At 58.0% G+C, this 24,504-nt stretch carries 22 protein-coding genes; 19 read left to right on the plus strand and 3 right to left on the minus strand.

Annotation, left to right across the window (positions count from 1 at the left end):
• Window position 1: 1 nt before the first annotated feature.
• Window positions 2-1,684, plus strand: coding sequence for a membrane protein insertase YidC (yidC, locus tag DCO47_RS00595; protein ID WP_064365205.1), 1,683 nt, complete (start codon window positions 2-4; stop codon window positions 1,682-1,684).
• Between the two features lie 81 nt (window positions 1,685-1,765).
• Complete coding sequence (mnmE, locus tag DCO47_RS00600; protein WP_116657208.1) at window positions 1,766-3,133, plus strand: tRNA uridine-5-carboxymethylaminomethyl(34) synthesis GTPase MnmE; 1,368 nt, start codon at window positions 1,766-1,768, stop codon at window positions 3,131-3,133.
• 44 nt (window positions 3,134-3,177) lie between these two features.
• On the opposite strand, the gene DCO47_RS00605 is transcribed toward mnmE, so the two are convergent.
• The 3 genes from DCO47_RS00605 to DCO47_RS00615 form a co-directional block, all read right to left on the minus strand.
• Window positions 3,178-5,613, minus strand: a complete 2,436-nt coding sequence (locus DCO47_RS00605) for a TonB-dependent siderophore receptor (RefSeq protein ID WP_116657209.1) — start codon at window positions 5,611-5,613, stop codon at window positions 3,178-3,180.
• 118 nt (window positions 5,614-5,731) lie between these two features.
• On the minus strand, window positions 5,732-6,679 hold the full coding sequence (locus DCO47_RS00610) for a FecR domain-containing protein (protein ID WP_116657210.1): 948 nt from the start codon (window positions 6,677-6,679) through the stop codon (window positions 5,732-5,734).
• Entirely contained in the window at window positions 6,679-7,185 is a 507-nt protein-coding gene (locus DCO47_RS00615; RefSeq protein ID WP_116657211.1) for a sigma-70 family RNA polymerase sigma factor, read from the minus strand. Before DCO47_RS00615 ends, DCO47_RS00610 begins: the two co-directional genes overlap by 1 nt.
• 569 nt (window positions 7,186-7,754) lie before the next feature.
• On the opposite strand from DCO47_RS00615, the gene mnmG reads away from it, so the two are divergent.
• From mnmG to DCO47_RS00700, 17 genes are all read left to right on the plus strand, one after another.
• Window positions 7,755-9,653 carry a tRNA uridine-5-carboxymethylaminomethyl(34) synthesis enzyme MnmG gene (mnmG, locus tag DCO47_RS00620; RefSeq protein WP_064365200.1) on the plus strand — a complete coding sequence of 633 codons (1,899 nt, stop codon included), beginning with the start codon at window positions 7,755-7,757 and terminating at the stop codon, window positions 9,651-9,653.
• Window positions 9,650-10,294 (plus strand): 16S rRNA (guanine(527)-N(7))-methyltransferase RsmG, encoded by a 645-nt coding sequence (gene rsmG, locus DCO47_RS00625; RefSeq protein ID WP_064365199.1) that lies wholly within the window; start codon window positions 9,650-9,652, stop codon window positions 10,292-10,294. The genes mnmG and rsmG overlap by 4 nt, the downstream gene beginning before the upstream one ends.
• 18 nt (window positions 10,295-10,312) lie before the next feature.
• Entirely contained in the window at window positions 10,313-11,110 is a 798-nt protein-coding gene (locus tag DCO47_RS00630; RefSeq protein ID WP_016772400.1) for a ParA family protein, read from the plus strand.
• 9 nt (window positions 11,111-11,119) lie between these two features.
• Window positions 11,120-11,992, plus strand: a complete 873-nt coding sequence (locus DCO47_RS00635) for a ParB/RepB/Spo0J family partition protein (protein WP_064365198.1) — start codon at window positions 11,120-11,122, stop codon at window positions 11,990-11,992.
• A gap of 148 nt (window positions 11,993-12,140) precedes the next feature.
• Entirely contained in the window at window positions 12,141-12,548 is a 408-nt protein-coding gene (locus DCO47_RS00640) for a F0F1 ATP synthase subunit I (RefSeq protein ID WP_042607990.1), read from the plus strand.
• Between the two features lie 16 nt (window positions 12,549-12,564).
• A complete protein-coding gene (gene atpB / locus DCO47_RS00645; RefSeq protein ID WP_042607991.1) occupies window positions 12,565-13,434 on the plus strand; it encodes a F0F1 ATP synthase subunit A in 870 nt (289 codons plus the stop codon).
• Between the two features lie 133 nt (window positions 13,435-13,567).
• Window positions 13,568-13,825: a F0F1 ATP synthase subunit C gene (atpE, locus tag DCO47_RS00650; RefSeq protein ID WP_003097235.1), complete on the plus strand. Its 258-nt coding sequence runs from the start codon at window positions 13,568-13,570 to the stop codon at window positions 13,823-13,825.
• A gap of 58 nt (window positions 13,826-13,883) precedes the next feature.
• Complete coding sequence (locus tag DCO47_RS00655; protein ID WP_016772403.1) at window positions 13,884-14,354, plus strand: F0F1 ATP synthase subunit B; 471 nt, start codon at window positions 13,884-13,886, stop codon at window positions 14,352-14,354.
• 12 nt (window positions 14,355-14,366) lie between these two features.
• On the plus strand, window positions 14,367-14,903 hold the full coding sequence (locus DCO47_RS00660) for a F0F1 ATP synthase subunit delta (protein WP_016772404.1): 537 nt from the start codon (window positions 14,367-14,369) through the stop codon (window positions 14,901-14,903).
• A 21-nt stretch (window positions 14,904-14,924) separates the two neighbouring features.
• Window positions 14,925-16,469, plus strand: coding sequence for a F0F1 ATP synthase subunit alpha (gene atpA / locus DCO47_RS00665; RefSeq protein WP_016772405.1), 1,545 nt, complete (start codon window positions 14,925-14,927; stop codon window positions 16,467-16,469).
• 50 nt (window positions 16,470-16,519) lie between these two features.
• A complete protein-coding gene (gene atpG, locus DCO47_RS00670; protein ID WP_007911960.1) occupies window positions 16,520-17,380 on the plus strand; it encodes a F0F1 ATP synthase subunit gamma in 861 nt (286 codons plus the stop codon).
• 27 nt (window positions 17,381-17,407) lie between these two features.
• Window positions 17,408-18,787 (plus strand): F0F1 ATP synthase subunit beta, encoded by a 1,380-nt coding sequence (atpD, locus tag DCO47_RS00675; protein WP_116657212.1) that lies wholly within the window; start codon window positions 17,408-17,410, stop codon window positions 18,785-18,787.
• 45 nt (window positions 18,788-18,832) lie between these two features.
• Window positions 18,833-19,258, plus strand: coding sequence for a F0F1 ATP synthase subunit epsilon (locus DCO47_RS00680; protein ID WP_016772407.1), 426 nt, complete (start codon window positions 18,833-18,835; stop codon window positions 19,256-19,258).
• Window positions 19,259-19,377: 119 nt separating this feature from the next.
• Window positions 19,378-20,745, plus strand: a complete 1,368-nt coding sequence (gene glmU, locus DCO47_RS00685) for a bifunctional UDP-N-acetylglucosamine diphosphorylase/glucosamine-1-phosphate N-acetyltransferase GlmU (protein ID WP_042607992.1) — start codon at window positions 19,378-19,380, stop codon at window positions 20,743-20,745.
• A 126-nt stretch (window positions 20,746-20,871) separates the two neighbouring features.
• Window positions 20,872-21,648, plus strand: a complete 777-nt coding sequence (locus DCO47_RS00690) for a DeoR/GlpR family DNA-binding transcription regulator (protein ID WP_042607993.1) — start codon at window positions 20,872-20,874, stop codon at window positions 21,646-21,648.
• A gap of 2 nt (window positions 21,649-21,650) precedes the next feature.
• On the plus strand, window positions 21,651-23,483 hold the full coding sequence (glmS, locus tag DCO47_RS00695) for a glutamine--fructose-6-phosphate transaminase (isomerizing) (protein ID WP_064365195.1): 1,833 nt from the start codon (window positions 21,651-21,653) through the stop codon (window positions 23,481-23,483).
• Window positions 23,484-23,558: 75 nt separating this feature from the next.
• Window positions 23,559-24,485 carry a LysR family transcriptional regulator gene (locus tag DCO47_RS00700; RefSeq protein WP_042608016.1) on the plus strand — a complete coding sequence of 309 codons (927 nt, stop codon included), beginning with the start codon at window positions 23,559-23,561 and terminating at the stop codon, window positions 24,483-24,485.
• Window positions 24,486-24,504: the final 19 nt, after the last annotated feature.

The following is a 24,504-nucleotide window of genomic DNA, read 5'->3' on the forward strand; positions in this document are numbered from 1 at the left end:
CATGGATATCAAACGCACGATCCTGATCGTCGCCCTGGCAATCGTGTCCTACGTCATGGTTCTTAAATGGAACCAGGATTATGGCCAGGCTGCCCTGCCGACTCAGAATGTTGCTTCCAGTACGACTACATCCGGTTTGCCGGACACCGCCACTGGCACCAGTACTGCCGCCAGTGACGATATTCCGCGCGCCGCCAGCGATACCACCGCACCAGCCGAAACGCCGGTCGCCGCCAGCAAGGACCTGATTCAGGTCAAGACCGATGTGCTCGATCTGGCGATCGATCCACAGGGTGGCGACGTTGCACAACTGACTCTGCCTCTGTATCCACGTCGCCAGGACCGTCCTGATGTGCCGTTCCAGTTGTTCGATAACGGCGGCGAACGTGTATATCTGGCTCAGAGCGGTCTGATCGGCACCAACGGCCCGGATGCAAATCCGGCCGGTCGTCCGGTTTACTCGTCGGAGAAGAAGGTTTACCAACTGGCTGACGGTCAGGATCAACTCGTCGTTGACCTGAAATTCAGCAAGGATGGCGTCAACTACATCAAGCGTTTCACCGTGAAACGTGGCCTGTACGACGTGGCTGTCTCCTACATTGTGGATAACCAGAGCGCTCAGCCCTGGAACGGCGCAATGTTTGCCCAGTTGAAGCGCGACGCCAGCGCTGATCCATCGTCGACAACTGCTACCGGCACCGCGACTTACCTGGGCGCCGCCCTGTGGACAAGTTCCGAGCCGTACAAGAAAGTGTCGATGAAGGACATGGACAAGGCGCAGCTCAAGGAAACCGTAACCGGTGGTTGGGTGGCCTGGCTGCAGCACTACTTCGTGACCGCGTGGATTCCGGCGAAGGGCGAAAACAACATCGTCCAGACCCGTAAAGACAGCAAAGGCAACTACATCATCGGTTACACCGGTCCTACCTTGACCGCTGCTCCGGGCGCCAAGGTTGAAACCAGCGCTGTGCTGTATGCCGGTCCGAAAAGTCAGGCGGTACTGAAAGAGTTGTCCCCAGGTCTGGAACTGACTGTCGACTACGGCATCCTGTGGTTCATTGCCCAGCCGATCTTCTGGTTGCTGCAACACATCCATGCCATCGTTGGTAACTGGGGCTGGTCGATCATTTTCCTGACCATGCTGATCAAAGGGATTTTCTTCCCTCTGTCGGCGGCCAGCTACAAATCGATGGCGCGCATGCGTGCCGTGGCACCGAAACTGGCAGCACTGAAAGAGCAACATGGCGATGACCGGCAGAAAATGTCGCAAGCCATGATGGAGCTATACAAGAAAGAGAAGATCAATCCGCTGGGCGGCTGCTTGCCGATCCTCGTGCAGATGCCGGTGTTCCTGTCGCTGTACTGGGTTCTGCTGGAAAGCGTGGAAATGCGCCAGGCGCCGTTCATGCTGTGGATCACTGACCTGTCGATCAAGGATCCGTTCTTCATTCTGCCGATCATCATGGGCGCGACCATGTTCATCCAGCAGCAGTTGAACCCGACTCCTCCGGATCCGATGCAGGCGAAAGTGATGAAAATGATGCCAATCATCTTCACCTTCTTCTTCCTGTGGTTCCCGGCGGGCCTGGTACTGTACTGGGTTGTGAACAACTGCCTGTCGATTGCACAACAGTGGTACATCACGCGTAAGATCGAAGCGGCGACGAAAAAAGCCGAGGCGTAACTTGCACTGTGGATAACACCACTCAAAACGCCCCCTAGTGGGGCGTTTTGCTATCTGCCACTTTTGTCTGGATGCCGCTTTATGAGCACACCCCGTGAAACCATCGCCGCTGTCGCCACCGCTCAAGGTCGCGGCGGTGTGGGCATCGTCCGTATTTCCGGGCCGTTGGCCAGCGTGGCGGCAAAGGCCATCAGCGGCCGCGAACTGAAACCGCGTTACGCCCATTACGGGCCGTTTTTCAGTGACGATCAGCAGGTACTGGATGAAGGTCTGGCTCTGTATTTCCCGGGTCCGAACTCGTTCACCGGCGAAGACGTTTTGGAATTGCAGGGCCACGGTGGCCCGATCGTATTGGACATGTTGCTCAAGCGCTGTCTGGAACTGGGTTGTCGCCTCGCTCGGCCAGGTGAATTCAGCGAACGTGCTTTTCTCAATGACAAACTCGATCTGGCCCAGGCCGAGGCGATTGCCGATTTGATCGAAGCGAGTTCTGCACAGGCTGCGCGCAATGCCTTGCGTTCATTACAAGGTGCGTTTTCCCAGCGTGTCCATAACCTGACCGAACAGTTGATCGGCCTGCGTATCTACGTAGAAGCCGCGATCGACTTTCCGGAAGAGGAAATCGACTTCCTTGCCGACGGCCATGTGCTGAGCATGCTCGACAAAGTGCGCAATGAGTTATCCACAGTGCTTCGCGAAGCCGGGCAGGGTGCGCTGTTGCGCGATGGCATGACCGTCGTTATCGCCGGCCGACCCAATGCCGGCAAATCCAGCCTGTTGAATGCATTGGCGGGGCGCGAAGCCGCCATCGTCACCGAGATTGCCGGTACCACGCGGGATATCCTGCGCGAACATATCCACATCGACGGCATGCCATTGCACGTGGTCGATACTGCAGGGCTGCGGGACACCGATGATCATGTGGAAAAGATCGGGGTGGAACGGGCGTTGAAAGCCATTGGTGAAGCGGATCGGGTTTTACTGGTGGTCGATGCGACCGCACCGGAGGCATTGGATCCCTTTGCTCTTTGGCCGGAATTCCTCGAAACCCGACCGGACCCGGCAAAAGTGACGCTGATCCGTAACAAGTCCGACCTCTCTGGCGAAGCGATTGCTTTGGAAACCAGTGACGACGGTCATGTAACCATCAGCCTCAGCGCCAAGTCCGCGGAAGGCCTCGACCTGCTGCGGGACCATCTCAAGGCGTGCATGGGTTACGAGCAGACGTCGGAAAGCAGCTTTAGCGCACGTCGCCGGCATCTGGAAGCACTGCGTCACGCCAGCGCGGCATTGGAACACGGCCGCGCCCAACTGACCTTTGCCGGTGCGGGCGAATTGCTCGCCGAGGATTTGCGCCAGGCTCAGCACTCGCTGGGGGAAATTACCGGTGCGTTCAGCTCGGATGATTTGCTGGGGAGGATTTTCTCCAGCTTTTGCATCGGCAAATAATGAAAATGGGCTGTGGATAATTCATCCACAGCCCATTTTTTTGTTCACCAGTTATAAGACACCGTACCGAGCAGGGTGCGATCCTCACCCCAATAACAGCGGCCTGCGTCGTTGCAGCCCGACACATATTCCTTGTCGAACAGGTTTTTCGCATTCAGATCGACACTCCAGTGTGTATCGATCTGGTAACCAACCGCCGCGTCTACCAACGTGACGTCGCCGGCATCCAGCTTTCCGTACAGCGAAGGCGATGTGTAAGCGAATGCGCTGTCGAAATAACGCACACCACCCGCGACATACAAGCCTTTCAGATCACTGTCGAGGAAGCGGTATTTCGCCCAGACCGAGGCCTGATTACGCGGCACTCCGGTCATTTGATGGCCCTTGACCAGCGACGTCGCCGCATCCTTGGTGATTTTTGCATCGGTGTAGGTATAAGCGGCCGTGACATTGAGGTTCTGCGTCAGATTGCTGTTGAGTTCCAGCTCCACACCCTTGGCACGGCTTTCACCCACCTGGCGATAGGTCGACGTCGTTGCGTCGAAATAGGTGTCGTCCTTCTTGCGCAGGTCATACACCGAAGCGGTGAAGGCTGTATCCCAGCCGATCGGTTCGTATTTGAGGCCCACTTCGTACTGGCTGCTGGTAATCGGATCAAGTGGGGCGCCGGCATTGGAAATCTGCTGCACCGGCACGAATGCTGTGGAATAGCTGACATACGGCGTCATGCCGTTGTCGAACCGATACATCACACCGCCCTGGTACGTGAACTTCTTGTCTTCGGAGCTGATGTTGCTGCCTCGGGCTACCTTGTCGCGGAAGTCGCTGTCGACCCAGTCCTGACGCCCTCCCAGCAGGAACAGCCAGTGGTCGTACTTGCTCTGGATCTGTGCATAGACGCCCTTCATCTGCTGCTCGAGCAAGGTGTTTTGCACGGCAATCGGCGTGGTCGGATCGCGCAGGTAAACCGGGTCATAGACATTGATCGGCCCGACAACCCCGGCATTCCAGTCCTGATTGAACGAGGTGCGATCGTAGCTGGCGCCAAACAACACGGTGTTTTCCAGATCGCCCGCCTGGAATTTGCCTTCCAGCTGGTTATCCAGCGAATACACCATGGATTTGTTGAAGCGATCATAGGCGGTCATGTTCAACCGCGTGCCGAAGCCTGCGTTGTTCAAATTGCCCGGCCAGGTTTCGTGACGGGTAATGCGCGACTGCATGTAGCGCGAGTTCTGGCGGAACTGCCAGTCATCGTTGAACGAGTGGCTGAACTCGTAACCGGTGCTCCAGGTTTCCCGCTCGAAAGTATTCCAGTCGGGGTCACCGAGCATGGTGTCCTTGGACAGCTTGCCGTTGGGGTTGCTCAGCAACGTTCCGGCGGCCGGCAGACCGAGCTCCATATTGGTATGGTCTTTCTGGTAGTTGGCCAGCAGGGTCAGCGTATTGAAATCGTCGAAATTGAGGGTCAGCGAAGGGGCGATATAAATGCGGTCGTCAGGAACGTGATCGGTCTGGGTATCGGATTTGCGTCCGAGCATCACCACGCGCCCGAGGACATTAGCGCTGTCATTGAGCGGGCCGGAGACATCGACGCCGATCTGCCGGCGGTTGTTCGAGCCGTAGCTCAATTGCACTTCGCCCCGTGGCGCGGCCGTCGGGCGCTTGCTGACCAGATTGACCAGACCGCCCGGCGCGTTTTCGCCATACAACAGCGAAGAAGGACCACGGAATACTTCGACGCGTTCAAGTCCGTACGGCTCGGTGCTGGTGTCATAGCGATTGCCCTGCACGCGCAGTCCATCCCGGAGCAGGCCATAGCCGTAATCGGTGGCGTTGAAACCGCGGATGTAAAACAGATCGCCGGCCAGACTGTCGCCGGCAGCGAACGGCGGGGCGAAGATTCCCGGCACGTAGCCGAGTACGTCGGTGAGTGTCTGGGATTTCTGATCCTTGATGCGCTGCCCGGTCACTACTGACACCGAACGCGGCGTTTCCGACAGCGGTGTGCTGGTTTTCGTACCGATCCGGCTGTTTTGCGCTTTGTAGCCAACGTCGGCGGCGTAATCCAGATCCATTGGATTGGCCAACTGTGCATTGATGTTGGTCGGCGCCAGTTCCAGGGTATCTCCCTCAGGCAAGGGCTGCAGGATGTAGCTGCCGGGTGCTTGCGGCACCGCCTGTAAACTAGAACCTTGCAGCAACTGGGCGAAGCCTTGTTCGACGCTGAAGTCACCGCTTAACCCGGCGCTGCGCAGGCGGCTGGTCTGTTGCGGCGAGAACGACAGAATCACATTCGCGGTAGAGGCGAACTGGCTCAACGCATTGTCCAACGGGCCGGCAGCGATGGCATAGCGCTGGGATGCGGTCGCCGCGAAGGCGCTGTGGCCGGTGACCAGACAGGACACAGCGCTGGCCATCAATAAGCTGTAGGCAATGCAGTGGGGAGAAAAACGCTGACGGAACGTGGGAAGACGCATGTGTGGATTAGCCCTGAAGGTGGCGAAGAGCCGCGTTTATCGCGATTACCTGTAGGGCCGGGTCAGGGCAAAAAAAGATAACCCTGTCGGCAATTATTTTTCCCTGGCCTTGTTTCAATCAAGCGCTGTAGCTGATCGAGACCCAGTAACGGCTGAAATAGCGCACGTTGATTGGTAACGAAGCCTGAAGGTTGGCCAGCACCGCGTCGGTCGAATCGAGCCGGAAGGTCCCGGAGACGCGCAGATCCCTTGCCCGACGATCGCAATGCAATACACCGCTGCGATAGCGTCCCAACTCTTCGAGGACATCGCCCAAGCGGGCATCGAGGACGATCAACTGGCCGTTGATCCAGGCCACTTCTGCTGACTGGAAGGGATGAACAAGGCCGATATGCCGACTATCGAAATCCGCACCTTCGCCTGCCTTCAGCATGAGCGGAGCAATGGAGGACTGCGCAGGTTGAACGCTGACTCGATCTTCCAGCACCCCGACCCGTGTTGAGTTGGGCATTTGATGCACCGAGAAGCGGGTGCCCAACGCTTGAATCCGCCCGTCACGGGTCTGCACGTAGAAGGGTCGCTGATCCCCGAGCTTGCCGGTTTGAACGAGAATTTCACCGCCGCGCAGTCGAATCAGGCGTTGCGCTGCGTCGAAAGAAACATCGATCGCAGAGTCGGTGTTGAGCTGGATCTGGCTGCCATCGGCCAGGCTGATGGTGCGACGCTGGCCCACCCCGGTTTTATAGTCGGCCCAGACGTTTCCGAGGTACGTGTGTCGTTGAACATTCCAGCCCACGAAGCCTGTACCCGCTACGAGCAGCAACAGCTTGAGTACCTGTCGCCTGTGTTGGCCGCTATTGAGCGCACGTCGCTTCAGATCCTGCGGCAGCGTTCCCAAGTGGCGCTGCAATTGTTCCATCTGGTTCCACGCCGCCAGATGCGCCGGATCGCTATCTATCCACAGCTGCCAGGCTTTTTGTTCGGCAAGGCTCGGAGGCTGGGATTGAAACTGCACATACCAGCTGGCAGCGGTTTCGAATACCTGGCGGTTGGCAGCGACGGCCATCAGTACTGCGCCATGATCAGGGCACATTCCGTGAGGGCGCGGATCATGTGTTTCTTGATTGTGGTCAGCGATGCCTTCATCTGCAGAGCGATCTGTTGATAAGTCAGGCCGTCGACCTGCGAGAGGATGAATATCTGCCGTGTGCGCGTGCCCAGCCCGGCCAGGGCTTTATCCACAGCGAGCAGGGTTTCGATGATCAGCGCCTTGTCCTCTTCGCTGATAACCGCCGCTTCGGGCCGGGTGGCCAGTGTCTGCAAATACGCGGCTTCAATGGCGCACCTTCTATAGCGGTCGATGACCAGACCGCGTGCGATGGTCGCCAGGTAATCCCTCGGCTCTCGAATATGCGCCGCATTGCGCGCCGCCAGAATGCGCAAAAAGGTGTCATGCGCCACATCGGCTGCATCGCAGGTGTTGTGCAGTTTGCCCCTGAGCCAGCCATACAGCCACGAATGGTGTTGCTCGTAGATTTGCTCGATCGCAGCGGTATGGGCGAGTAGGGGCATAGGGAAAACTGGCGTGTTAATGATAATGGCTATTATTAGCCTCTGTTACGTTCTCTCACAATAGCCTTTTGATGTCCTGTCGCAGGCTTTCCAAGCGTCACCGATCCTTCGGTGACGTTTTTTTTGCGCATGGAAACATCCATCCAGCGGTTTCTTGCGGGTTAAGCCCTGTGAATAATTGGCGCTAAGGTCGGTTGATAACAGGGCCTGAAAATTGGATATAACCCGCCCTGTGGATAAGCATACCTTTAATCCACAGGCTTACACCGGTTATCCAAGGGCCTCCTGGACACCTGAGCACAGGGTTTTGAATCTCTGTACACATTGAAAAATAAGGCCTGTAGAAATCTATCCACAGAAAGTTTGCTCAGTAAGAATAAACATAAAAACAAAGGTTTTATAAATTTCTCTCTTTTTTATTCTTTTAACCTCGAGTTCTCCACAGCTGGTTAAATTTTGTGCAGAGGGTTCTTTAGAAAGGGCGAAGTCCCTATACTTGCCGACCAGGTCCAGAAACCTGAGCTCAAATTTTTCCTGAATGACCTACTTAAGCAGGCACGAGGTGCGTGGTGGATTTCCCTTCCCGTTTTGAAGTGATCGTCATCGGCGGCGGTCATGCCGGTACCGAGGCAGCACTGGCGTCAGCACGCATGGGGGCGAAAACCCTGTTGCTGACGCATAACGTGGAAACCCTCGGTGCCATGAGTTGCAACCCGGCCATCGGTGGCATCGGCAAGAGCCATCTGGTCAAGGAAATCGATGCCCTCGGCGGCGCGATGGCTACGGCCACAGATTTGGGCGGCATCCAGTTCCGTGTGTTGAACAGTCGTAAAGGCCCGGCGGTACGGGCGACCCGCGCGCAAGCTGACCGGATTCTATACAAGGCAGCTGTCCGTGAAATCCTGGAAAACCAGCCGAACCTGTGGATATTCCAACAAGCTGCGGATGACTTGATCGTCGAGCAGGAACAAGTCCGCGGTGTTGTCACGCAAATGGGTCTGCGCTTCTTCGCCGATTCCGTGGTGTTGACCACCGGTACGTTCCTCGGCGGACTTATCCACATTGGTTTGCAGAATTTTTCCGGCGGTCGCGCCGGTGATCCGCCGTCAATCGCGCTGGCTCATCGTTTGCGTGAACTGCCACTGCGTGTCGGTCGCCTGAAAACCGGCACACCGCCGCGTATCGACGGCAAGTCTGTGGATTTCTCGGTTATGACCGAGCAACCAGGTGATACGCCGATTCCAGTTATGTCGTTCATGGGCAACAAGGAACAGCATCCACGGCAAGTCAGTTGCTGGATCACTCACACCAATGCCCGCACCCACGAAATCATCGCGGCGAACCTTGATCGTTCGCCGATGTATTCTGCTGCCGGTGAAATCGAAGGCGTCGGCCCGCGCTATTGCCCGTCGATCGAGGACAAGATCCACCGCTTTGCCGACAAGGAAAGCCATCAGGTGTTCATCGAACCGGAAGGTCTGACCACCCATGAGCTGTATCCGAACGGGATATCCACAAGCCTGCCTTTCGACGTGCAATTGCAGATCGTGCAATCGATCCGCGGCATGGAGAACGCGCACATCGTGCGTCCGGGTTATGCGATCGAGTACGACTACTTCGATCCGCGCGATCTGAAGTACAGCCTGGAAACCAAAGTCATCGGCGGTCTGTTCTTCGCCGGGCAGATCAACGGCACCACCGGTTACGAAGAAGCCGGCGCTCAAGGTCTGCTCGCCGGGGCCAACGCTGCGCTGCGCGCCAAGGGCAAAGAAGCCTGGTGCCCACGCCGCGATGAAGCGTACATCGGGGTATTGGTCGACGACCTGATCACCCTTGGCACCCAAGAGCCGTACCGCATGTTCACTTCTCGTGCCGAGTACCGCCTGATTCTGCGCGAGGACAATGCCGATCTGCGTCTGACCGAAAAAGGTCGCGAGCTCGGTCTGGTCGATGACGCGCGTTGGGCGGCCTTCTGCAAGAAGCGCGAAAGCATCGAACTGGAAGAACAGCGCCTGAAAAGCACTTGGGTTCGCCCAAATACCCCTCAGGGCGATGCGATTGCCGAGAAATTCGGCACGCCACTGACTCACGAATACAATTTGCTCAACCTGTTGAGCCGTCCGGAAATCGACTACGCCGGTCTGGTCGAAGTGACCGGGCAGGGCGCGGAAGATCCACAGGTCGCCGAGCAGGTGGAAATCAAGACCAAGTACGCCGGTTACATCGACCGTCAACAGGACGAAATCGCCCGTCTGCGCGCCAGTGAAGACACGAAATTGCCTGTGGATATCGATTACACCAACATTTCCGGTCTGTCCAAGGAGATCCAGAGCAAGCTCGGCGCCACACGTCCCGAGACGCTGGGCCAGGCGTCGCGGATTCCGGGCGTAACCCCGGCGGCGATCTCGCTGTTGATGATTCATTTGAAAAAACGCGGCGCGGGCCGTCAGTTGGAGCAAAGCGCTTGAGTGCCAAGGTCACTTCGCAACACGCCGAAGAGTTATCCACAGGAGCCCGCGAGCTCGGGGTCGATCTCACCCCAATCCAGCACGAACGGCTGCTGGGCTATCTGGCCCTGTTGATCAAATGGAACCAGGCCTACAACCTGACCGCCGTACGAGATCCGGACGAAATGGTTTCGCGCCACCTGCTCGACAGTCTCAGCGTGATGTCGTTTATCGAAAACGGTCGCTGGCTCGACGTCGGCAGCGGTGGCGGCATGCCTGGCATTCCGCTGGCCATCCTGTACCCGGACTCGCAGGTGACCTGTCTGGACAGCAACGGCAAGAAAACCCGCTTCCTGACTCAGGTCAAACTCGAACTGAAGCTGGATAACCTGCAAGTTATCCACAGTCGCGTCGAAGCTTTCCAGCCTGCACAGCCTTTCAACGGAATCATTTCCCGGGCATTCAGCAGCATGGAAAACTTCACCAACTGGACTCGCCACCTCGGCGATGCCGATACACGCTGGCTGGCAATGAAGGGCGTTCATCCCGCCGATGAGCTGGTAGCATTGCCGGCAGATTTCAAACTCGATAGCGAACACGCCCTGGCCGTCCCCGGTTGCCAAGGCCAACGCCATCTGCTGATACTGCGCCGCACGGCATGATTGGGAACACAAGCAAGAATGGCTAAGGTATTCGCGATAGCGAACCAGAAGGGTGGTGTGGGCAAGACCACCACCTGCATCAACCTCGCAGCATCCCTGGTCGCGACCAAGCGCCGGGTGCTGTTGATCGATCTCGATCCACAGGGCAACGCCACCATGGGTAGCGGTGTGGATAAACATGGCCTGGAAAACTCGGTTTACGATCTGCTGATCGGTGAATGCGATCTGGGCCAGGCCATGCACTTTTCCGAGCACGGCGGTTATCAGCTGCTGCCGGCCAACCGCGACCTGACTGCGGCTGAAGTGGTATTGCTGGAAATGCAGATGAAGGAAAGCCGTCTGCGCAGTGCGCTGGCGCCCATCCGCGATAACTACGATTACATCCTGATCGACTGCCCGCCGTCGCTGTCGATGCTCACGCTCAACGCTCTGGTCGCCGCTGACGGGGTGATTATCCCCATGCAGTGCGAATACTTTGCCCTCGAAGGCTTGAGCGACCTTGTGGATAACATCAAGCGCATCGCTGAGCTGCTCAATCCGAACCTGAAAGTCGAAGGCCTGCTGCGGACCATGTATGACCCGCGCCTGAGCCTGATGAACGATGTCTCGGCGCAACTCAAGGAACACTTCGGCGATCAGCTGTACGACACGGTGATCCCGCGCAACATTCGCCTGGCCGAAGCACCAAGCTACGGCATGCCGGCGCTGGCTTACGACAAGCAATCGCGTGGCGCCCTGGCCTATCTGGCTCTGGCGGGCGAGATGGTTCGCCGTCAGCGCAAAAATTCACGCATTGCTGCTGCTCAGCCAACTTAAGGAATCCCCATGGCCGTCAAGAAACGAGGTCTCGGACGTGGACTGGATGCACTGCTGAGTGGTCCGACGGTCAGCGCGCTGGAAGAACAGGCAGCGCAGGCTGACACCCGTGAACTGCAACATCTGCCGCTGGACCTGCTGCAGCGTGGCAAATATCAGCCGCGCCGCGACATGGACCCGCAGGCACTGGAAGAGCTGGCGCAATCGATCAAGGCTCAGGGCGTGATGCAGCCGATCGTGGTGCGCCCGATTGGCGGCGGTCGTTTTGAGATCATCGCCGGTGAACGCCGCTGGCGCGCCAGTCAGCAGGCCGGGCAGGAGACGATCCCGGCGATGGTCCGCGATGTGCCGGATGAAACCGCCATCGCGATTGCGCTGATTGAGAACATCCAGCGCGAAGACCTCAATCCGATCGAAGAAGCGGTGGCTTTGCAGCGTTTGCAGCAGGAATTTCAGCTGACCCAGCAGCAGGTCGCCGAGGCTGTGGGTAAGTCGCGGGTGACTGTGGCTAACCTGTTGCGACTTATTGCACTGCCCGAAGTCATCAAAACCATGCTCTCGCACGGTGACCTGGAAATGGGTCATGCGCGCGCCTTGCTCGGTCTGCCGGACAATCAGCAGGTTGAAGGGGCGCGACATGTTGTCGCACGAGGGCTGACCGTGCGCCAAACCGAGGCACTGGTTCGGCAGTGGTTGAGTGGCAAGCCGGAGCCTGTGGAAGCAATAAAACCCGATCCGGACATCGCTCGCCTCGAGCAGCGCCTGGCCGAGCGGCTGGGCTCTGCGGTGCAGATTCGCCACGGCAAGAAGGGCAAAGGCCAACTGGTGATTGGTTATAACTCTCTCGATGAGCTTCAAGGTGTGCTCGCACACATCCGCTGAAACATTTCCTCATGTAGCGCGCAGTCGGAAATCACTACCTGACAGTTGAATAGGGGCAGAACCGCCCCTATACTCTGCGCGCATTTTGTCGGCACAAATTATGCCAAGTTATTGAATTTCGGCAGCCGACCATTGGAGAGCAATTGTGATGGAAACCCGCACGCCAAACCGCTTGCCTTTCCATCGCCTGGCGGTTTTTCCGGTGTTGATGGCTCAATTTGTCATTTTGCTCATTGCCGCTTTGGCGCTCTGGCAATGGCATGGAGTCGTTGCCGGATACTCGGGACTTTGCGGAGGCCTGATAGCCTTGCTGCCCAATGTTTATTTTGCTCACAAGGCATTTCGGTTTTCCGGCGCCCGAGCAGCCCAGTCCATCGTCCGGTCTTTCTATGCCGGCGAGGCAGGCAAACTGATTTTGACGGCAGTGCTGTTTGCACTGGTGTTTGCAGGTGTGAAGCCACTGGCGCCGATCGCAGTATTCGGCGTGTTCGTGCTGACGCAGTCGGTCAGCTGGTTCGCTCCCCTGCTGATGAGAACAAGACTTTCGAGACCTTAGGGCGTTTGAGGCAACCATGGCAGAAACAACCGCTTCGGGCTATATCCAGCACCACTTGCAGAACCTGACTTTCGGTCAGCTACCCAACGGCGGCTGGGGCTTTGCCCACACCGCAGCAGAGGCCAAGGAAATGGGCTTCTGGGCTTTCCACGTCGATACCCTCGGCTGGTCGGTCGCGCTGGGTCTGATCTTCGTTCTTCTTTTCCGCATGGCGGCAAAGAAAGCGACGTCGGGTCAGCCGGGTGCCTTGCAGAACTTCGTTGAAGTATTGGTCGAATTCGTCGATGGCAGCGTGAAAGACAGCTTCCATGGCCGTAGCCCGGTGATTGCACCGCTGGCACTGACCATCTTCGTCTGGGTGTTCCTGATGAACGCCGTCGACCTGGTACCGGTCGACTGGATTCCTCAGTTGGCCATCCTGATCTCCGGCGACCACCACATCCCGTTCCGCGCCGTGTCGACTACTGACCCGAACGCGACCCTGGGCATGGCGTTCTCGGTGTTCGCACTGATCATTTTCTACAGCATCAAGGTCAAGGGCATCGGCGGCTTCATCGGCGAACTGACCCTGCACCCGTTCGGCAGCAAGAACATCTTTGTTCAGGCGCTGCTGATTCCGGTGAACTTCCTGCTGGAATTCGTCACCCTGATCGCCAAGCCGATCTCTCTGGCTCTGCGTCTGTTCGGCAACATGTATGCCGGCGAGCTGGTGTTCATTCTGATCGCTGTGATGTTCGGCAGCGGCCTGCTCTGGCTCAGCGGCCTGGGCGTTGTTCTGCAGTGGGCGTGGGCGGTGTTCCACATCCTGATCATCACCCTGCAGGCGTTCATCTTCATGATGCTGACCATCGTCTACCTGTCGATGGCGCACGAAGAAAACCATTAAGACCAGTCTCGACTAGTCTGATGTTCCTCCCGGTCAAACGGGAGGGAGCTCCTTGCGGGGCAACTGAAACGATTTGTTTTACCGCTTTAATCTAAAAAACCTAAACCATACGACGTAAAAGTCGGGAGGAAAGATGGAAACTGTAGTTGGTCTAACCGCTATCGCTGTTGCACTGTTGATCGGCCTGGGCGCACTGGGTACCGCAATTGGTTTCGGCCTGTTGGGCGGCAAGTTCCTGGAAGGCGCAGCGCGTCAGCCAGAAATGGTTCCAATGCTGCAAGTCAAAATGTTCATCGTTGCCGGTCTGCTCGACGCCGTAACCATGATCGGTGTTGGTATCGCTCTGTTCTTCACCTTTGCGAACCCGTTCGTTGGTCAGATCGCTGGCTGATTACTCGGATCTTCCGGGTAATTTGGTGTGATGGACAACGTAACTGCGAGGTGTTGGCGTGAACATTAATGCGACCCTGATTGGCCAGTCCGTTGCGTTCCTGATTTTTGTACTGTTCTGCATGAAGTATGTATGGCCTCCGGTCATCGCTGCTCTGCACGAACGTCAAAAGAAGATCGCTGATGGTCTGGACGCTGCCAGCCGTGCAGCTCGCGACCTGGAGTTGGCCCAAGAGAAAGCGGGTCAGCAACTGCGCGAAGCGAAAGCTCAGGCAGCTGAAATCATCGAGCAAGCCAAGAAACGCGGTAACCAGATCGTCGAAGAGGCTGTTGAAAAAGCCCGTATCGACGCTGACCGTGTGAAGGTTCAGGCTCAAGCCGAGATCGAACAGGAACTGAACAGCGTCAAAGACAAGCTGCGTGCCCAAGTGGGCTTGCTGGCTGTTGGCGGCGCCGAGAAGATCCTGGGTGCCACAATCGATCAAAACGCGCACGCAGAGCTGGTTAACCAACTGGCTGCTGAAATCTAAGCGAGGGCGATCATGGCAGAACTGACCACGTTGGCCCGACCTTACGCTAAGGCGGCCTTCGAGCACGCTCAGGCCCACCAGCAACTGGCCAATTGGTCAGCCATGCTCGGCCTGGCAGCAGCGGTGTCGCAAGACGACACCCTGCAGCGCGTGCTCAAGGCCCCGCGACTGACGAGCGCAGAAAAGGCCGCCACGTTCATTGACGTGTGCGGCGACAAGTTTGATGAAAAGGCACGCAATTTCATCAACGTCGTTGCCGAGAACGACCGTCTCCTGCTTCTGCCGGAGATCGCCGCTCTGTTCGACCTGTACAAGGCCGAACAAGAGAAATCGGTAGACGTTGAAGTAACCAGTGCATTTGCATTGAACCAAGAACAGCAAGACAAACTCGCCAAGGTTCTCAGTGCACGACTCAACCGGGAAGTGCGCCTGCAAGTTGCGGAGGACGCTGCCTTGATTGGTGGTGTCGTGATCCGCGCCGGCGACCTGGTTATCGATGGCTCGATTCGCGGCAAAATCGCGAAACTTGCCGAAGCATTGAAATCTTGAGTTTGAAGGGGCAGCAGAGCAATGCAGCAACTCAATCCTTCCGAAATAAGTGAAATTATCAAGGGCCGCATCGACAAGCTCGATGTGACCTCCCAAGCCCGTAACGAAGGCACTGTCGTCAGCGTATCTGACGGCATCGTGCGGATTCACGGTCTGGCCGACGTCATGTACGGCGAGATGATCGAGTTTCCGGGCGGCGTCTACGGTATGGCCCTCAACCTGGAGCAGGACTCCGTAGGTGCCGTGGTATTGGGCTCCTACCAGTCGCTGGCTGAAGGCATGAGCGCCAAGTGCACCGGCCGCATCCTCGAAGTTCCTGTTGGTAAGGAATTGCTGGGCCGCGTAGTCGATGCTCTGGGTAACCCTGTTGACGGCAAAGGTCCACTGGGCAACACCGAGACCGACGCGGTCGAGAAAGTTGCTCCAGGCGTGATCTGGCGTAAGTCGGTAGACCAGCCTGTACAGACTGGCTACAAGGCAGTCGATGCCATGATCCCTGTCGGCCGTGGCCAGCGTGAGCTGATCATCGGTGACCGTCAGATCGGTAAGACCGCTCTGGCGATCGACGCGATCATCAACCAGAAAGACAGCGGCATTTTCTGCGTCTACGTAGCCATCGGTCAGAAGCAATCGACCATCGCCAACGTGGTTCGCAAGCTGGAAGAAAACGGCGCCCTGGCCAACACGATCATCGTGGCTGCCAGTGCTTCGGAATCTCCTGCGCTGCAATTCCTGGCACCGTACTCCGGTTGCACCATGGGTGAATTCTTCCGCGACCGCGGTGAAGACGCGCTGATCGTTTATGACGATCTGTCCAAGCAGGCAGTGGCTTACCGCCAGATTTCCCTGCTGCTGCGCCGTCCACCAGGCCGTGAAGCTTACCCAGGCGACGTGTTCTATCTCCACTCCCGTCTGCTGGAGCGCGCATCCCGCGTTTCGGAAGAATACGTAGAGAAGTTCACCAACGGCGCAGTGACCGGCAAAACCGGTTCCCTGACCGCACTGCCGATCATCGAAACCCAGGCTGGCGACGTTTCCGCGTTCGTTCCGACCAACGTGATTTCCATCACCGACGGTCAGATCTTCCTGGAATCGGCCATGTTCAACTCGGGCATCCGCCCTGCAGTGAACGCCGGTGTTTCGGTATCCCGTGTGGGTGGTGCCGCTCAGACCAAGATCATCAAGAAGCTCTCCGGTGGTATCCGTACCGCTCTGGCTCAGTACCGTGAACTGGCGGCATTCGCCCAGTTCGCTTCTGACCTGGACGAAGCGACCCGCAAGCAACTTGAGCATGGTCAGCGCGTTACCGAGCTGATGAAGCAGAAGCAATACGCACCAATGTCGATCGCTGACATGGCGCTGTCGCTGTATGCCGCTGAGCGTGGGTTCCTGACTGACATTGAAATCGCCAAGGTCGGCAGCTTCGAACAAGCGCTGATCGCTTTCTTCAACCGCGATCACGCCGATTTGATGGCCAAGATCAACGTTAAAGGTGACTTCAATGACGAAATCGACGCTGGCATGAAAGCCGGTATCGAGAAGTTCAAGGCCACCCAAACCTGGTAAGCCGCAGCGGGAGCCGCGAGGCTCCCGCTTGCTAACCTGATAGGTGTTACATGGCAGGCGCAAAAGAGATTCGCAGTAAGATTGCGAGCATCAAAAGCACGCAAAAGATTACCAGCGCCATGGAAAAAGTGGCGGTCAGCAAAATGCGCAAGGCACAAATGCGCATGGCTGCTAGCCGTCCTTATGCGGAGCGTATCCGCCAGGTAATTGGGCATCTGGCCAACGCCAACCCGGAATACCGCCACCCGTTCATGATCGACCGCGAAATCAAGCGCGTCGGTTATGTCGTCGTGAGCAGTGACCGTGGTCTGTGCGGCGGCTTGAACACCAACCTGTTCAAGGCCCTGGTCAAGGACATGGCGGTAAACCGCGAAAACGGCGTCGAGATTGATCTGTGTGTAGTCGGTAGCAAGGGTGCGGCCTTTTTCCGCAACTTCGGCGGTAACGTCGTTGCAGCTATCAGCCACCTGGGTGAAGAGCCGTCGATCAATGATCTGATCGGCAGCGTCAAGGTGATGCTGGATGCCTACCTGGACGGCCGTATCGACCGCCTGTCCGTGGTGTCCAACAAGTTCATCAACACCATGACGCAACAGCCTACCGTGGAGCAGTTGATTCCACTGGTGGCGACCCCGGATCAGGATCTCAAGCACCACTGGGACTATCTCTACGAACCGGACGCCAAAGAGCTGCTTGACGGCTTGATGGTCCGTTACGTCGAGTCGCAGGTCTACCAGGCGGTGGTCGAGAACAACGCGGCTGAACAGGCTGCGCGGATGATCGCGATGAAGAACGCTACCGACAACGCCGGTGATTTGATCAGCGATTTGCAGCTGATCTACAACAAGGCGCGTCAGGCTGCGATCACCCAAGAGATCTCGGAAATCGTCGGCGGCGCTGCCGCGGTTTAACGGTTCAAATATTCAGAGGATCCAGCTATGAGTAGCGGACGTATCGTTCAAATCATCGGCGCCGTTATCGACGTGGAATTTCCACGCGACAGCGTACCGAGCATCTACAACGCGCTGAAAGTAGTGAGCGCGGCTGAAACCACTCTGGAAGTTCAGCAACAGCTGGGCGACGGCGTGGTTCGTACCATTGCGATGGGTTCCACCGAGGGCTTGAAGCGCGGTCTGGAAGTTACCGACTCTGGCGCAGCCATCTCCGTACCGGTCGGTAAAGCGACCCTGGGCCGGATCATGGACGTCCTCGGTAACCCGATCGACGAAGCAGGCCCGATCGACACCGAAGAGCGTTGGGGCATTCACCGTCCAGCGCCTTCGTTCGCTGAGCAAGCAGGCGGCAACGACCTGCTGGAAACCGGCATCAAGGTTATCGACCTGGTCTGCCCGTTTGCCAAAGGCGGTAAAGTCGGTCTGTTCGGTGGTGCCGGTGTAGGCAAAACCGTAAACATGATGGAACTGATCCGTAACATCGCCATCGAGCACAGCGGTTATTCCGTGTTCGCCGGTGTGGGTGAGCGTACTCGTGAGGGTAACGACTTCTACCACGAGATGAAGGACTCCAACGTTCTGGACAAAGTGGCACTGGTTTACGGTCAGATGAACGAGCCGCCGGGAAACCGTCTGCGCGTAGCACTGACCGGCCTGACCATGGCCGAGAAGTTCCGTGACGAAGGTAACGACGTTCTGCTGTTCGTCGACAACATCTATCGTTACACCCTGGCCGGTACTGAAGTATCCGCACTGCTGGGCCGTATGCCTTCGGCAGTAGGTTACCAGCCGACCCTGGCTGAAGAGATGGGCGTTCTGCAGGAACGTATCACTTCGACCAAGGAAGGTTCGATCACCTCGATCCAGGCGGTATACGTACCGGCGGACGACTTGACCGACCCGTCGCCAGCGACCACCTTCGCCCACTTGGACGCCACCGTCGTTCTGTCCCGTGACATCGCTTCCCTGGGTATCTACCCGGCGGTAGATCCACTGGATTCGACTTCGCGCCAGCTGGACCCGAACGTGATCGGCCAGGACCACTACGACACCGCTCGCGGCGTCCAGTATGTTCTGCAGCGTTACAAAGAGCTGAAAGACATCATCGCGATCCTGGGTATGGACGAGCTGTCGGAAGCCGACAAACAGTTGGTTAACCGTGCTCGTAAGATCCAGCGCTTCTTGTCGCAGCCGTTCTTCGTGGCTGAAGTCTTCACCGGTGCTTCGGGTAAATACGTTTCCCTGAAAGACACCATTGCTGGCTTCAAAGGCATCCTCAACGGTGACTACGACCACCTGCCAGAACAAGCGTTCTACATGGTTGGCGGCATCGAAGAAGTGATCGAGAAAGCCAAGAAACTGTAATCCCGGCGCCCGGCAACGGGCGCTAATTTAGGTTGAGGCAATCAGATGGCTATGACAGTCCATTGCGATATCGTCAGCGCGGAAGGGGAAATCTTTTCCGGCCTGGTCGAGATGGTGATTGCGCACGGTGCACTGGGTGATCTTGGTATCGCTCTGGGTCACGCGCCGCTGATCACTAATCTCAAGCCGGGTCCGATCCGCCTGATCAAGCAAGGCGGGGAAGCCGAGGTGTTCTACATCTCCGGTGGTTTCCTCGAGGTTCAGCCGAACATGGTCAAGGTACTTGCCGATACCGTGCAACGTGCCGCCGACCTGGATGAAGCTCAGGCTCAGGCAGCTCTCAAGGCTGCCGAGAATGCCCTGAACGAAAAAGGCGCGGACTTCGATTACGGCGCCGCTGCCACTCGTCTGGCCGAGGCTGCAGCCCAGCTGCGCACCGTCCAGCAGATCCGCAAGAAGTTTGGCGGTTAATCCGTCAGCCGCTTGTTGTGCGATTGATAAAAAAGGGTAGCCTCGGCTACCCTTTTTTCTTTTCCGAATTCCCCAAAAACCGGTCGCAGTCGCTGACCACCCAGGATTGGTAGCCAGTCATGTCTCTCGAAATCGTTATCCTCGCGGCCGGTCAAGGCACTCGCATGCGCTCGGCGCTGCCCAAGGTGCTGCACCCGATTGCCGGCAACTCCATGCTCGGTCACGTTATCCACAGCGCTCGGCAACTGGATCCCCAGCGCATTCATGTGGTGATCGGTCACGGTGCCGATGTGGTGCGTGAGCGCCTGGCGGCCGATGACTTGAATTTCGTGCTTCAGGACAAGCAACTGGGCACAGGCCACGCCACTGCTCAGGCCGTGCCGTTCATCGATGCCGACACCGTGCTGATCCTTTACGGTGACGTGCCACTGATCGAAGTCGAAACCCTGCAGCGTCTGCTCAAGCACGTCGTGCCGGGACAAATGGGCCTGCTCACCGTAGAGCTGGATGACCCGACCGGTTATGGCCGCATCGTGCGCGATGCCGACGGCAAGGTTGCTGCGATCGTCGAGCACAAAGACGCCAGCGAAGCGCAACGTGCGATCAGCGAAGGCAACACCGGCATCCTCGCCGTGCCTGCCAATCGCCTGGCGGACTGGATGAGTCGCCTGTCGAACAACAATGCGCAGGGCGAGTATTACCTGACCGACGTGATCGAAATGGCGGTGAGTGATGGCCTGGTGGTTGCCACCGAACAACCGCATGATCCAATGGAAGTGCAGGGCGCCAATGATCGCAAGCAATTGGCCGAACTCGAGCGTCATTATCAGTTGCGCGCTGGCCGTCGCCTGATGGCTCAAGGCGTGACCTTGCGTGACCCGGCGCGTTTCGACGTGCGTGGTGAAGTCACCGTCGGCCGCGATGTGCTGATCGATATCAACGTGATCCTTGAGGGCAACGTGGTCATCGAAGACGACGTTGTGATCGGTCCGAACTGCGTGATCAAGGACAGCACCTTGCGCAAGGGTGTGGTGATCAAGGCCAACAGTCATATCGAAGGCGCGATTCTCGGCGAGGGCAGCGACGCCGGTCCATTCGCACGTCTGCGCCCCGGCACGGTGCTCGAAGCTCGCGCCCATGTGGGTAATTTCGTTGAGCTGAAAAATGCGCACATGGGCGAAGGCGCGAAGGCTGGCCACCTGACTTATCTGGGCGACGCTGAGATCGGCGCGCGCACCAACATTGGCGCCGGCACCATCACCTGCAACTACGATGGCGCCAATAAATGGAAGACAGTAATGGGCGCTGATGTGTTTATCGGTTCGAACAACTCGCTGGTTGCGCCTGTGGATATCTCCAGCGGTGCAACCACTGCGGCCGGCTCGACCATCACGCAAAATGTGGATAACGCCCAACTGGCGGTGGGCCGTGCGCGTCAAAAGAATATCGACGGCTGGAAGCGTCCGGAAAAAATCAAAAAATCCTGAGTTATCCACAATCTCTGTGGGAGCGAGGTTCTATCTTTCTGAATTTTTCTCCTCGCGTCTTGACGGCAACCTTTCGATAGAGTTTCATTGCTTCACGTTATCTTTCGAACCGAAACTTAAGCCGCCATGTCCAAGCGCAACACACCCCAGCGTCGCCACAACATCCTTGCCCTGCTCAACGAGCAGGGCGAAGTCAGTGTGGATGAACTGGCCAAGCGCTTCGAAACTTCCGAAGTTACGATTCGCAAGGATCTCGCCGCGCTGGAAACCCACGGCCTGTTGCTGCGTCGTTATGGCGGAGCGATCAGCATGCCGCAGGAACTTGTCGCGGAAACTGCGCAGACTATCTCCAGATACAAGCAGGCGATTGCCCGCGCAGCGGTCCAACGCATTCGCGAACACGCACGCATCATCATCGATAGTGGTAGCACCACCGCCGCAATGATTCCCGAACTGGGCCAGCAACCGGGGCTGGTGGTGATGACCAACTCCCTGCACGTCGCCAACGCCCTGAGTGAACTCGAACACGAGCCAGTGCTGCTGATGACCGGCGGCACCTGGGATCCGCATTCGGAATCCTTCCAGGGTCAGGTCGCCGAGCAGGTACTACGCTCTTACGACTTTGATCAACTGTTCATCGGCGCCGACGGCATCGATCTGGTTCGCGGCACCACGACCTTCAATGAATTGCTCGGTCTCAGCCGGGTGATGGCTGACGTTGCACGCGAAGTCATCGTGATGGTCGAGGCGGACAAGATCGGCCGCAAGATTCCCAATCTGGAGCTGCCGTGGAGCAGCATCCATACCCTCATCACCGATGATCGCCTGCCTCAAGAGGCGCGCGATCAGCTTCAGGCCCGCGGGATCACCTTGATCTGTGCGGCTGTCAGTCAGGAGAAATAACCATGTGTGGCATTGTCGGCGCTGTAGCTGAACGTAATATCACCGCCATCCTCCTCGAAGGCCTGAAGCGCCTCGAATACCGCGGCTATGACAGCGCCGGTGTGGCGGTTTATACCAACGATGAAACCCTGGAACGCATGCGCCGTCCGGGCAAGGTCAGTGAACTGGAAACGGCGCTGGCCGAACACCCGCTGGCCGGCCGGCTCGGTATTGCCCACACCCGTTGGGCCACCCATGGCGCGCCGTGCGAACGTAACGCCCACCCGCATTTTTCCGGGGACATTGCGGTGGTGCACAACGGCATCATCGAGAACCACGAAGCCCTGCGCGAACAACTCAAAGCACTGGGTTATGCGTTCAGCTCAGACACCGACACTGAAGTTATCGCGCACCTGTTGACGCACAAGCTCAAGGAGCAACCTGACCTGGCGGCCGCACTCAAGGCTACGGTCAAGGAACTGCATGGCGCTTACGGGCTGGCGGTTATCAATGCGCAGCAGCCGGATCGTCTGGTCGCCGCGCGCAGTGGCAGCCCACTGGTGATCGGTCTGGGCCTGGGCGAAAACTTCCTCGCTTCCGACCAGTTGGCCCTGCGGCAGGTCACTGACCGTTTCATGTACCTGGAGGAAGGCGATATCGCTGAAATCCGTCGCGACAGCGTGCAGATCTGGGACGTGAACGGCAACGCTGTCGAGCGCCAGACCGTGCAGTACACCGATGGTGCCGAAGCCGCCGACAAGGGCGAGTTCCGCCATTACATGCTCAAGGAAATCCACGAGCAGCCGGCCGTGGTCCAGCGCACCCTCGAAGGCCGCCTGGGCAACAATCAAGTGCTGGTTGAGGCCTTCGGTCCTCAAGCCGCCGAACTGTTCGCCAAAGTGCGCAACGTGCAGATCGTCGCCTGCGGCACCAGCTATCACGCCGGCATGGTCGCGCGTTACTGGCTCGAAGAGCTGGCGGGTATTCCGTGCCAAGTCGAAGTTGCCAGCGAGTTCCGTTATCGCAAAGTCGTAGTGCAGCCAGACACGTTGTTCGTCACCATCTCGCAATCCGGCGAAACCGCTGACACCCTCGCGGCCTTGCGCAATGCCAAAGAGCTGGGTTTCCTCGCCAGCCTGGCGATCTGCAACGTTGGCATCAGCTCGCTGGTACGCGAATCCGATCTCACCTTGCTGACCCAGGCCGGTCGCGAAATCGGCGTGGCCTCGACCAAAGCCTTCACCACGCAATTGGTCGGTCTGTTGCTGCTGACGTTGTCGCTGGGTCAGGTCCGCGGGACTTTGGCTGATGGCGTCGAGGCGACGCTGGTCGAAGAGCTGCGTCGTCTGCCAACTCGCTTGGGCGAAGCGCTGGCGATGGACAGCACCGTGGAAAAAATCGCCGAGCTGTTCGCCGAGAAAAACCACACCCTGTTCCTCGGCCGAGGTGCGCAATTCCCGGTGGCGATGGAGGGTGCCTTGAAGCTCAAGGAAATCTCCTACATCCACGCCGAAGCCTACCCGGCCGGAGAGTTGAAACACGGCCCGCTGGCGCTGGTGGATAACGACATGCCGGTGGTCACCGTGGCGCCAAACAACGAACTGCTGGAAAAGCTCAAATCCAACCTGCAGGAAGTCCGCGCCCGCGGCGGCGAGCTGATCGTGTTCGCCGACGTGAAAGCTGGCATGACCGACGGTGAAGGCACTCACGTGGTGCAAATGCCGCACATCCACGACATTCTCTCGCCGATCCTTTACACGATCCCGCTGCAACTGCTGTCGTACTACGTGGCTGTGCTCAAGGGCACTGACGTCGACCAGCCGCGCAATCTGGCGAAGTCGGTGACTGTGGAATAAGTTATCCACCGTTGATCTACGCTCTCACAATCGCAGCCTCGGCTGCGATTGTCGTATCCGCCGCCGAGGAATCCCATGGACCGCTTTCAGGAAATGCAGATCTTCGTTGTCGTCGCCCAGGAGCAAGGCTTTTCGGCGGCGTCGCGGCGTCTGGGGTTGTCGGCGGCGAGTGTCACCCGCGCAGTGGCGGCACTGGAGCAGCACATCGGTACGCAGTTGCTGGTGCGCACCACGCGCACGGTGCATCTGACCGAAGCCGGGCAGCGTTACTGCGATGACTGCCGACGGATTCTCGCCGAAGTCCAGGAGGCCGAGGATTCGGCGGCAGGCAGTCATGCGTTGCCGCGGGGGCAGTTGACGATCACTGCGCCGGTGCTGTTCGGCGATCTGTTCGTAACCCCGGTGATGGCCGATTATCTGTGTCGTTATCCGGATGTGTCGATCAACGCGCTGTTGCTCGACCGGGTGGTCAATATGGTCGAGGAGGGCATCGATGTCGCGGTGCGCATCGGCGAACTGCCGGACAGCAATCAGCATGCGATCCGCGTCGGCGAAGTGCGGCGAGTGATCTGCGCCTCGCCGGATTTCCTCGCCAGGCATGGCCGACCGGATCATCCGCAGGCGTTGGCCGGACTGCCGGTGGTGGCGACGTCGGCGATCGGTCAGCAACGCAATTGGCCGTTTCTCGACGCGGGTGAAGCACTCAGCGTGCGCACCGAACCGCGACTCACGGTCACGGCCAATCAGTCCGCGATAACCGCTGCACGCAAAGGCCTGGGACTGACGCGAGTGCTGTCGTATCAAGTGGCGGACAAGGTTGCGGCAGGCGAACTGGAAATCGTCCTCGCCGAATTTGAATTGCCGCCGTTGCCGATTCATGTGGTGTATCAGGGGGGGCGCAAGGCGCCGGCGCGGATCCGCAGCTTTGTCGACTTCGCCGTGAAGGCGTTGCGCGAGCATCCGGCCTTGAACACGGCGGCGTTATTGCAGCCACTGAAATAATCGATTGCATTGGCTGGTG

The organism is Pseudomonas sp. NDM (genome assembly GCF_003105095.1).
Classification (GTDB): Bacteria; Pseudomonadota; Gammaproteobacteria; order Pseudomonadales; family Pseudomonadaceae; genus Aquipseudomonas; species Aquipseudomonas moraviensis_A.